This is a genomic window from Mesorhizobium sp. WSM4842 (assembly GCF_055901575.1).
Genome location: NZ_CM148372.1, coordinates 6,574,510 through 6,585,308 on the forward strand (window position 1 = coordinate 6,574,510; position 10,799 = coordinate 6,585,308).

General features: G+C 59.2%; 9 protein-coding genes and 2 pseudogenes. 1 reads left to right on the plus strand and 10 read right to left on the minus strand.

Annotated elements, in window-relative coordinates; genetic code table 11:
* Positions 1-7: 7 nt before the first annotated feature.
* From AC0NIE_RS31865 to AC0NIE_RS31890, 6 genes are all read right to left on the minus strand, one after another.
* Positions 8-895 carry a type IV secretion system protein gene (locus AC0NIE_RS31865; protein WP_473489539.1) on the minus strand — a complete coding sequence of 296 codons (888 nt, stop codon included), beginning with the start codon at positions 893-895 and terminating at the stop codon, positions 8-10.
* Positions 896-953: 58 nt separating this feature from the next.
* Positions 954-1,634 carry a TrbJ/VirB5 family protein gene (locus AC0NIE_RS31870; protein WP_473479374.1) on the minus strand — a complete coding sequence of 227 codons (681 nt, stop codon included), beginning with the start codon at positions 1,632-1,634 and terminating at the stop codon, positions 954-956.
* A 13-nt stretch (positions 1,635-1,647) separates the two neighbouring features.
* Positions 1,648-4,017, minus strand: coding sequence for a type IV secretion/conjugal transfer ATPase VirB4 (gene virB4 / locus AC0NIE_RS31875; protein ID WP_473489540.1), 2,370 nt, complete (start codon positions 4,015-4,017; stop codon positions 1,648-1,650).
* Complete coding sequence (locus AC0NIE_RS31880; RefSeq protein ID WP_473479370.1) at positions 4,017-4,343, minus strand: type IV secretion system protein VirB3; 327 nt, start codon at positions 4,341-4,343, stop codon at positions 4,017-4,019. The genes virB4 and AC0NIE_RS31880 overlap by 1 nt, the downstream gene beginning before the upstream one ends.
* Entirely contained in the window at positions 4,343-4,639 is a 297-nt protein-coding gene (virB2, locus tag AC0NIE_RS31885; protein WP_473489545.1) for a pilin major subunit VirB2, read from the minus strand. Before virB2 ends, AC0NIE_RS31880 begins: the two co-directional genes overlap by 1 nt.
* 83 nt (positions 4,640-4,722) lie before the next feature.
* A complete protein-coding gene (locus AC0NIE_RS31890; RefSeq protein WP_473489541.1) occupies positions 4,723-5,505 on the minus strand; it encodes a type IV secretion system lytic transglycosylase VirB1 in 783 nt (260 codons plus the stop codon).
* 1,299 nt (positions 5,506-6,804) lie between these two features.
* Here AC0NIE_RS31890 and virG point away from each other — a divergent pair.
* Positions 6,805-7,530 carry a two-component system response regulator VirG gene (virG, locus tag AC0NIE_RS31895; protein ID WP_473479361.1) on the plus strand — a complete coding sequence of 242 codons (726 nt, stop codon included), beginning with the start codon at positions 6,805-6,807 and terminating at the stop codon, positions 7,528-7,530.
* Between the two features lie 54 nt (positions 7,531-7,584).
* Here the strand turns inward: virG and AC0NIE_RS31900 are convergent.
* The 4 genes and pseudogenes from AC0NIE_RS31900 to AC0NIE_RS31915 form a co-directional block, all read right to left on the minus strand.
* Positions 7,585-7,806, minus strand: a pseudogene (locus AC0NIE_RS31900) (transposase domain-containing protein); the annotation flags it as partial.
* Between the two features lie 28 nt (positions 7,807-7,834).
* Positions 7,835-9,904, minus strand: coding sequence for a recombinase family protein (locus AC0NIE_RS31905; RefSeq protein ID WP_473489542.1), 2,070 nt, complete (start codon positions 9,902-9,904; stop codon positions 7,835-7,837).
* The gene (locus tag AC0NIE_RS31910) at positions 9,891-10,079 is read right to left on the minus strand and encodes a hypothetical protein (protein WP_031257056.1); all 189 of its coding nucleotides are present in this window, start codon (positions 10,077-10,079) and stop codon (positions 9,891-9,893) included. Before AC0NIE_RS31910 ends, AC0NIE_RS31905 begins: the two co-directional genes overlap by 14 nt.
* A gap of 305 nt (positions 10,080-10,384) precedes the next feature.
* Positions 10,385-10,682: pseudogene (locus AC0NIE_RS31915) on the minus strand (IS66 family transposase); the annotation flags it as partial.
* Positions 10,683-10,799 lie beyond the last annotated feature (117 nt).

Consider the following 10,799-nt stretch of genomic DNA (forward strand, 5'->3'; position numbering starts at 1 on the left):
TGATTGATTAACCACGTGCCGTTTTGGCAAAGTAGCGATTGAGGTTGTTTGGAGCTCGGTTCGCCCCTGACCAAGAGCCGCCGGCGATGCTGCTGGCGATCGTCGGAAGTGCGACGATCAGAGCGTCGCCAGCCAGGAAAAGCATGTCGATCTCGTAAAGCCCGATGATCTTGGCTGCTGTCGTGCTCGAGAATTTGATCATAACAAGCATGGCTGTCAGCGCGACTGCTTCGGCCGCGATAACTATCGTCGCAACGATGTTGAGAAGGAGAAGCAGCAGCCCGTACGAGACAAGTTGGCCGATCCATCTGGTAGCCATGTCTCGAGTGTGATCAAAAAGGTAGCCGACAAGAACCAGGGGGCCGATCGCCAAGAGCACCTTCGTCAAAATTCCAACGGCATCATAGATTTCGAACGCTGTCCACAGCGAGCCGTAGAAAATCCATTGCGCTCCCTCGAAAGCAAGTGTGTCCTGGCCGTTCATAGGCCCGATTTCGGATGCAATCATCTGAAAGGCATACTGAGTTGAAGCAAACATCCAGTCGAGCTTCCGGGGAATATCGACGAAGGGTAAGTCGCTGCTACTCATCTGGTGAGCAAGCCTTGGAATCGTGTCGTCGAACACCGTTTCAATGTATTTCTGGTAGTTGGCCTGCCCTAAGATAAGGCCGACGACAATCGACACCATGATTACGCGAGAGATACCTCCACGCGCATCGACTTGACCACGCATGACCAGACAGCCTTGGATTATTATCCAAAGCGTCACACACGCAACCAGAGGCGCGCTGATCGCCTCTTGGATTTTTTCAAGCACGTTGTGCAGCCCTGACGTGAAGGCCACATGAAAGACCGTGTGTATGGCCGTGAATGGCGCGGGAATCCTGAAATTCATGGCATGAGCCTGATTTGTCCCTGATCAGCGGAGTTGAGCCGGATGAACTCTGTGTGGTTCACGGCAGGCTGAACATCTTGGCGGTGTCCTGGCGTTCCCGACGCTGCGTGGCGGCCTCCTCCACTGCGTGAAGGCTCCCTTGTGCAGTGGCCATCGTCAGCAGACTGGTGGCCTGGACATTTTGGATGATCGCATCGTGAATCTGCTTGAGGACCAGACCGTTGGTCACGGTGGCCTGCACAATATTTCTCGAGCTGGAAAGCTGACCAAGCGTGTTGTCGTTAGCCCTAAGGCGCTTGTCCATTACGTCCAGAGTGTCGGCTGCAAGACCTGCGGCATTGGCGGCACCAGCGATTTGCCCCTCTAACAGTTTCCCTTCTGCATCGGTGCCGGTGACTATCCGAGTTGGGTCCTGCGCAATGTTACGCGCCATGGTCGAAACTGGCGCCCGAGCATCAAACATCTGCCCCTCCAGCTTATTGCTCGACGGGTAGTGATTTCCTTGGTTCAGTGCGCCCAACAGTCCTGTGACACCGAATGACGACTTTAGCATATCCACCATTTCGATCGTGGTAGCGAGCGTCGCGATTGACCTCTCAAGGATCGCCGCATTGGAAACCGCTGTTAAGGTCACTTGTGTTTCTGTTAACGGGTCGCTGACGACAAATTGCGACCGGGCCTGTGTGCTAAGCAGAAAGGAAGCAGCAAGCGTTGTTGCTGCAAGCTTGGCAAATCTCATGAATATTCCTCCGTCAGTCTTGAATTTCGTGGTAACGAGCCATGAACTTGTCGAGCCACCCACTTGGGGCATCTCCGTACTGGTCACGAAGCTGGTCGGCAAAGCGCACGGTGTTGGCCCGCCCCGAGAGTACGGCTACATACTCGCGCATCTGCCCAAGGTCGAATTCGCAAACAACACTCCCGCTGTCGCGCTTGAGCAAAAACTTGCGGCTGCCAATTGCCATTCCCTGGCGGATTGCCTCGAACTCCTGCGTGGTGCACTTCAAGCCATCGACATACGCAGCCCGATCCGCCGTCGGTGATGGGTAGAAAATCTTCGTCATGCATTGTGCAACGAGACTAGCTCCGAGGGGCGATTGAAGCACGTGTTCAGGCTGCTGCGTTGCGAGTATCAACATCCCGTTGTTTTTGCGGACGGTGAGCAAGAACTTGTCGATCACAGCCGAGAACTGGGGGTTGAGCAGATAGAAGCGAAATTCGTCGCAGCTCATGACAAACCGACGGCCATCGACAACAGCGCCCACGCGGTGCAGAAGATATGCGGCAGCCGGCGCGCAGACCTCCTCAAATTCCAGGAGCTGCGTCATGTCGAAGCCTGTAATGGAGGCATCCAGTCTTACTTCGTCGACATCGCCGTCAAAGGCCCATCCAAGCGCATTCCCTCTACACCACCGCTGCAGCCGTGCTCCTGCGCCCTCGGAGGGGCTGTGCAGCAGAAATTCGCGTAGGCCCGCAATTGAGCGCATGACGGGTTCGAACGAAAGTTGACGAACAATGCCACGTTCTAGTCGACGGCTTTCCTCCGGCGAGATCGGACCACGGCCGTCACTCTCGATTAGGGCCATCAACCATTCGCGCAGAAAGTCCAACGAGGCGGAGGTGTTGTCCAGTCCACGCAAGGGGGCCAAGCCGCTCGGAGCGCCTCTGCGCAAGGCTAGATATGTCCCCCCCGTGGCTCGCACCAGCAGTTCACCACCCCGGTCCTTATCGAAAAATACGATGGCACCATCGCGATCGACCACGCTTTGCTCAAGCATCGCGAGGATAAAGGTCATCAGCGTCGTCTTGCCTTTGCCGACGGGCCCGAATATCGCCGTCATGCCGACGTCATCCTCATGGGGGATGTAGTCGAAAGAAGTTCCACCGTTCGTGCGAAAGCGCGCAACCGCTTTGCCCCAGTGGCCGGAAGTGGAACCGCTTGGGAAGTTTTCAAATGACACAAGCCCGGCAAAATTGTGCGAGGTGATCGCCCCCGGGCGTGTGCGCCACCTGTTGTTCCCCGGAAGTTGGGACCAGTACGCGGCCTCCATGCCGATACCCTCTTGGACGATAACGGCGCCCGCGTCGGCCAGCCTTGCCCGCGCATTTGCTGCACGATCTGCAAGGCTGTTGAGGCTGTCGGCATGGACGCACAGGCTCAGATGATGCGAACCCATGACGAACTCGTTGCTTGCCAGTGCGTCCTCTGCCTCGGCAAGTTCATTGATCTGGGTGAGAGCCTTGTCGCCGGCGCTCGTCATCTGGCTGGACTTAAGGCTAAGCTTCGCATGAGCTTGTGGCCGAGTGAGGAAGGAAAAGCTCTGGCTGAGGACAAGCGGAAAGTTGGCGGACAGCAAGGGATTTAGCATGCCTGGCCGCGTGGTCGCGGGATATTCACGGAACGAAAACAATGATCCCACGGAGCTGCCCCCGGGTCGTCGAATCTCAAGCGCCCGCTTCCCGCAGATGACTTGGTCAGTGTAGATCGAGGCGCCAAGTGAGCCGGTAACCATCGGAACCGGGAGAAACCGGCACGTCATTATCAGCCGAAGCGCCTCACCGATTTCCGTGAAGAGCACGTTGCCTTTCTCACGAATACCCAACCGGCGCAGACCGTAACCGCCGAGCGACCCAGCAATGATCTGCCAGAGGTCCTCCAGGCTTCGAATTTGTGTGGCCAGATCGTTGTCATTGCGTCTGGGGGATTTGGCAATGCGCCAGCCGATCTTGCCGATTGCGGTGCGGGGGAACACGACGACAGTGAGGAAGTGATCGTTGCGAAACAGCTTGCCCGACAGCACACGGCTCTCATAGGCCTCGTTCAGACTGTCAGCGAATGCGCTTTGAAACTGGCGCGATGCCGGCTCCGGCACATCGTTGTTTCGCACAAGATGGGCGTATAGCGTGACATTGTCGTCGGCGATGTTGCGCAAGAGAGTGTTGAACGCGCGGCAGCGCGAGTTGCGCATCTCAGCGTCCTCCAAATCAAACGGCAGCCCGTTCACATGTGCCATGGCCATGATCGATCCGTCCTCCAGAAGGACAACCTGATCGCTTAGATGACCGACATACGGAAGGTAGATCTCGCCAGATCTCTCGGTCCGGCCACTGGCGCCAAACATTACACCATTCCTCTTCCGCGTTTCGGCACTCTGATCGGATTGGCGCTGACGCTCGCGCCGCCCCAGACCTGTCCGTCCACGCTTCTGCCGGCGGTCTGCAAATAGAGGAACGCGACGCTTGCGGCGTTATAGTCACGCTCAACGATCAGCCGTGCTCCGAACCAGAGTGGCACGAGCACGATTTCATAAAGTGGGTTCTTAAGGATAATGATGACGAGCCCCGCCAACATCATGAGCGCTCCGGCCAGCGTCAGCGGCACCCCCAGAAAAAGTGCGGGGCGTGTCGCCGCCACATAGAGGGTGCTCACTTCCAACCGGTCGCTCATCAGCCGCCGCCTGTGAGCGCCTTGCCCAGGAAGCTGGCGCCAAACATGATGACGATTCCTCCAACGACGCCCGCAACCAGGCCAAGTGAAGCACGACCGAACATCCAGGAGATACCGATGGCCACGAGTCCGAGCACGGCCAGCGATTGTCCGAAGGGGCCAAGTATGAAGGTGCAGATATTCTGGACCATCTTGGCAGGATCCGTCCCTCCGGTCACCTGGGCCGCGGCTGGCCCGCTGGACAAGACCGTCCACGCAACGCCCGCAGCAGCGGCCGGTACATATTCAGCCGCCATGCGCAGCAAGGAAAAAGGCGAAGGAACACGCGTTTTAAGCGCACGAAGTATTTTGAGTGGCTTCATCATTGTATCTCCATGATTCAATCGAATACGAGTTTGTTCGGGTTCGAGGGTTCCCGCTCTTCCGCAGCCTGGCTGCCTGTCGGACCGGAGGGATCGGCCCCGGAGCGGTTTGACTGATAGGAGCCCCAGATGTCCCAGGAATTTTGGTTGGGCTGCTTTCTATTGGCCTGTTGGCTCTGTTGGAGCAGAGGCGGCACGTCTTTCCGACCGGGTGCCTCGAGGTCTGGCACATCTTGAGCGGTGGGCTCCAGCGTTCGCTCAAGGAGACTTGAGATGTCATTTGCGGCCGACTCGACCTTGCGTACATAACCGTTGGCGAAGCCACGCGTGACGTCGCCCGTGTTATAGGCCGAGATGGCACGGCGAAGCGCCAGTTGCTGTGCCACAGCAGTCGTGCCGCCGGCATACCGGCTTTCAAGTAAGTGGGCGGCAGCCGAAAGCGAGGCGCAGGGCTCGAAAGCTTTTTCCGGCGTGAGATTGAGCATGGGAAAGTTGTTGCTGTTTATCTGCATCAGTCCAACATCGACAGAATGTTGTGCTTCGAGGCGGTGCTTGATGCCCCGCGTGGCTTCCAGGTGATCTATCCAGCGAAGCTGCTCACCTGTGGTGTTGTCATGAGCCACCAGCGTTTCAAAGCCACTTTCAATCTTGGCAATCGCGGCGAGGGTGGACGGCGCAACCCATGGAGCGCATTTGCGCGACAGGCTGTGGAACTCACGGGGAGAAAGTGGCGCGGGCTCGGCTGGGAGTGACATGGATGTCAACAGGACGATGGCCAGGGGCCAAGCTGCAATAAACATTCCCTATCATCTACCTTTCCAAGCCGCCGGACGAGTTCTGGCCCTGTCCGGCACGCGCTTATCGGGGAGGTTTGTTACTCTGTGATGTTCAATTTCAGCTTTTCGGTTTCAACTGAAGCAAAGACCGTGTTCGTGTCAGCATGGGTGAGCATCTTGCGCATGCGTGGGTGGCGCGGGCCCGATCAGCCAGCGACATCCGGAGCATCTTGGTATGATGACTCCTGTGCAGGATTGCTCGTCCCAGCCGTCCGTTGCTCCTGGACCGGGGCCCGCGACTTCGTCGTCATGGATGGTGATGGGATCTTCTGTCAGCGCCAAGCCAAGGACAAAATGGGAAGCTTGGCGGGTTTGTTCAGGCTCGGGATCACCGCGGGGAATCGACGAAGGCGATAAAGCAGCCCAACTTTGCCGGTATGCTGCCGGTGCTTTAAGAGCAGCCATGCGCGGCCCTGCACACTCAGATCATTGCTTGAGACGCGAGCTCGTCCGCGAAGCTGGCTCGAAGGCGCAAATCCGCGGGGGCGAGGGTCAACTGGGAAGACGTGGCGGCGCAGCCCATCCTGGTGCGAGCCTGGTTCAGCTGTTCGGCCGCCGCCGGCAACGGGTGGATCATGCACAGTCCCATCGGCAGAAAACCGCACGCCATTGACGGAGTGCGACGGCGCAATGGACAAGCATAGTGACACCCTCCAGATGGAGGGAGTTGCAGTAACTGAGAAATGTTAGCCCGGACGTTCACCGCAACCGGCGACCTGCCGGTCGCCCGAACAGCATTTGAGGCCGCCGGCCACCTTGGACGAAGCCGGCTTGGCAGGAGACATACTATTTGGCACAAGGCCGCTGCAGCGAATCACGGTCTTCTTCCGCCGACCGCCTCTCCGATCAACCAAACGCCGCGCTGCTCAACCATGTCCGAGCTGGATCCACGAGCCGGAGGATGTCGAGATGATCCAGGTCCGCAAACTCCAGGATGACGAGGATGCAAGGGCATAGCAGGAAACTTGGCATCCATGGGGACGAACTCGAATGGTATTGGCAGGCCTGCACCAACGGGGGAGCTCGAAGCGAAAAAGCGAAGGACCACACGGCAGGGTCATCTCGGCGCTTGGACCTGTCTGGTGGCCACGGGCTGCCTGGGTGCGGTCAATTCGCCAGGGATGAAAAGACCAGCACGAGCACGGCCTCACATTGGCCGCACGCAACGGCGAGTGGTATCAAGGGGCAGCTGTTCTGCGTCGGTGCCCCAGGGTTGCTCGGCAACAGGTTTAGACAAGGGGATTCAAGATTGAAGGTGTGCCGTTGAAACATGTTCTTGTCATTGACGATGATGCCGCAATGCGGCGCCTCATCGCCGGGTATCTCACGATGCATGCCCTGAAGGTAACCGCAGTCCACGATAGCAAGCAGTTTGACTATGTTCTTTCACATGAGCCAGTCGATCTCGTGGTTGTTGACCTTAACCTAGGCCGGGAGGATGGACTTGCGATTGTCCGCAATCTGGCGACAAAATCGGATGTTCCTATCATAGTGATCAGCGGCGACCGGCTTGATGAGGCGGAAAAAGTGGTTGCACTGGAGCTCGGCGCAACCGATTTCATTCCCAAGCCTTTCGGGATGCGCGAATTCTTGGCCCGCATTCGAGTAGCGTTACGCGAGCGCATTTCTAGTCCGCGAACCAGAGATCAGCGCTCATTTCGCTTTGGGGCCTGGAAGCTCAGCGTGAAGCAGCGGCGACTGATCTGTGCGGAGCGTGGCGAGGTCAAGCTTACCGCATGTGAGTTCAATCTCTTGATCGCATTTCTGGAGAACCCCCGCAACGTGCTATCCAGAGAACGGCTTTTGCTCGCGAGCCGTGTGCGTGGAGAAGAGGTGTACGATCGAAGTATCGATGTCCTAATCATGCGCTTGCGTCGAAAGCTGGAGGCTGATGCGGCCAATCCTCGCCTAGTCAAGACATGCCGTGGTGCAGGGTACTTCTTCAACGCTGACGTAGACGTTAGCTACGGAGGTACCTTGGCCGCGTGACAGGAGCTATTCAGGAGATTGGCTGACGAGGCTGATCAAGCGTAAGCGGTGTTCTCAGGCCACGGCCTTTAGCTCGGGCGCCCGGATGTAGGCCAAAGGCAGCAGGTCGTTGATCTGGCTGTTCGGATGGCTGTTGACGATCCTGGTGAGGACGTCGGCGACTAGCCGAGTGGCTCGACACCATTGAGCTTGCAGGTTTCGATCAGCACGCAATGACTGCCCAGTGTTCGGCACCGCCGTCGAGCCAGCGAAGAGCGCGTTCTTGCGGTTGAGCGCGAAGACTGATTCATTATGCACCTCATTTTCAAATGGCGGAAAACAGCGATTCCTGGTTGTCGTCGTGGATGCGACGCGGAGTATTGCGCGCCAAATCGGCCTTGATCCGTTCGTCTTCGAGGTCGCTGGCGCGGATCTGGTAGGGCGCGCCGCGCATGACTTGCTCGGCCGGCAAGAGGCCATCCCTGATGAACCGGCGGATTTTGACGTGCGACACGCCGAGCTTCGCGGCCGCATCCGACATGGTGAGCCACTCGCCATTCTTGTCGGAAGAGCGATAGCCGCTGATCTTGTGCACCGTGCGCAGCGATTGGACGCGACGCGCGGTCCAGGTCTTTCCCTGACCGGTCTGCATGCCCATGCGGTTGAGTGTGGCAGCGATTTCGGCATCCGACCACCGGGTTGCCATGGATCGCATGATCGCCAGAGCCTCCTCAGGCGTACGCTGGCCATGCTCTCCGGATTTGGGCTTGCGAACCCGTACCTGCGAGTGCTGGCCTCCGTGCCAGTGGATGGTCAAGATCACGTCGCGCGCATCGTCATCGACATCCGCCACGATATCCTTGATGAGCGCGCGCAGCAGTTGCTGACGACAGCGCATGTCGACACCCGGCGCATTCCAGGAGGCCTCGAGATCCTGGGCGAGGCCCGTGAAGTCCGGAACCGCGTCGACAGGCTCCACACGCTGGACTTCGCTCAGCCGGGCCTCGCAGGTCTCCACGCGCCTGAGTGTGGCTTCCCAACTCCTCTCGAGCTGGGCCGCAATAAGCCGGTTCTCCGGGTCGCAAGCGGCATAGCGGCGCTCGGCGAGCGATGCCTCATAGCGCGCCTGCTGCAGGTCCATCTCGATCATCTGCCGCCGCTTGGCTTCGCTCTCCAGCTGCATCCGTTCAGCCTCCAACGCCGCTTCGATCGCCATCGGCGCAACCGCCTCCAGCGCTTCGCGGGTCACCGCCGCGTCGGTGCGAAAGCCGTTGAACGACATGCATCGCGCCTGTGCCATCATGAGGTTGCCGCGCTCGCAGCGATATACCGGATAACCTTGGCCGCGTCCGGCATACATGACAACCAGTCTTCGCCCGCATCGACCACAGGAGATAAGACCCGGGAGCAGCGCGCGACCGCCGCGGCCCGACTTGACGCCGCCGGCTTTGCCGTAAGCGTTGGCTGCGAGCAGTTCCTGGTTCCGTTCGTACTCGCTCCATCCGATGTAGCCTTCGTGATGGTCCTTGAGCACCACCGCCCACTCGCTAGCCGGCTTGTAATGGCCATAGCTCTTGCGAACGCGGCCATCGACGATCTCAGTGCGCTTCTCGCTTTTACCATAGACATAGGCGCCGGCGTAGAATGGGTTCTTCAGGATCGAGATCACGTTGCGGTAACGGATCGGAACCCAGTCGAAGGACACCATCTTCTTGCCGTCGGAGGGTCTGGGGAAATGCACGCCATCGTCGATCATCGAGATCAGGACCTGGCGCGCGCTGCCGAGTTCGCGGAAGCGCGCGAATATCAGGTGAATGGTCTCCTGCAGGCGCATGTCGGGATCGAACCCGAGACCGTAATCGCGGTGCCAGACATAGCCGAAGGGCACGGAGATGCGCAGTTCTCCGCGCTGTGCCTTGGCGCGGGCGGCCTCGTACATGCGGGCACGCAGCACGCCGAGCTCGAATTCGCTGATGCTGCCCTTCATACCCAGCAGCAGGCGGTCGTTCGGCAATCCCGGATCGTAGACTCCGTCCAGATCGATCACGCGTGCATCGACTTCGCCGCACAACTCGAGCAGCCGATGCCAGTCCGGCCCGTTGCGCGACAGGCGGGACGCCTCCAGGCAAAGCACGGCGCCCACATGGCCGGTGCACAGATCGTCGACCAGGCGCTCGAAACCGGGACGCTCCACAGCCCCGCTTGCGGTTCGTCCCAGATCCTCGTCGATCACCTCTACTTTGCGGAATCCCCAACGCCGCGCGACGTCGACAAGCTCATACTGCCGACGCTGGCTCTCAAGGTTGAGCTGGACCTGCGCCTGAGTGGATTGACGCACATAGACGACGGCCTTGCGCTTGAGGACGGCAGTCGGAATCAGATTACCGCTCGTCATCGCAGCTCTCCTCCTCCGTTGCCACGCCGGCGGCGGCCCTCAGTACGTTGGCGAGCCGGGCGATCACTATGGTCCGTTGCGTTGAACTCAGCCCGTTCAGCTTCTGCGAGTCGAGCGGCAAGCTGAGTTGGCGAACGACCACGAGAGATCGTGTCGGGGGTGGCAGGGTTCTCATGTTGCGACTCCGCGATGGTGAAACCATCCGGAGAGCCTCGCCGGAAACGGCGTTCGATCAACAGCTTGTTAAGCTCAAGCAGCGCGGCAAGCGATACGCGCGGGGGGCCCAGGTCCATCGCCGCGCAAGCCACGGGATCGATCATCCAGGCCGGAGCGGTAATGACATGACCGGGCGCGACGACGAGGTGAATGATCCGGCCGTCGGCGCGCTCTTCGCTGTTCTCGCAGCGAAGCCGACGTCCGAAATACGGGTGCCAACGGTAATGGACCTCGACCTCCTGCCCAACATGGGCAGAATGACCCCGAGATGGCGATCGAACGGATTGAGCGCTCGACGGTGTTGCTATCGATCTCGATACGGCCGTCGTCAAGGAAGCGCGAGAGGCCTTCCCAGCGTGAGAGCGTGTAGCGGATTGCCTCGGCGAGCTTGGTCTTCTGACTGATCAGGCCGAGCTTTTCGCGCAGTAAGGTTCAAGATCGGCGACAATAGCGCGGCTATTTTCCTGACGCATCGCACGGCGTTCATTGGCCGATCGGCCGCGGATATCGTCCTCGATCTTGAGGTCGGCGATCGTCTCAGCTCCTGGCTGGCGATCGGCGAGTTCCAGGCCTACAGTCGCCTGCCAACAGTGCCAGCCTGATCAATTACGGCGAGAGCTACCGGTCCGGAGAGCGCATCAGCGCCTCTGTCGTCAAAAGAGCTGTTCTGCTTGACCCC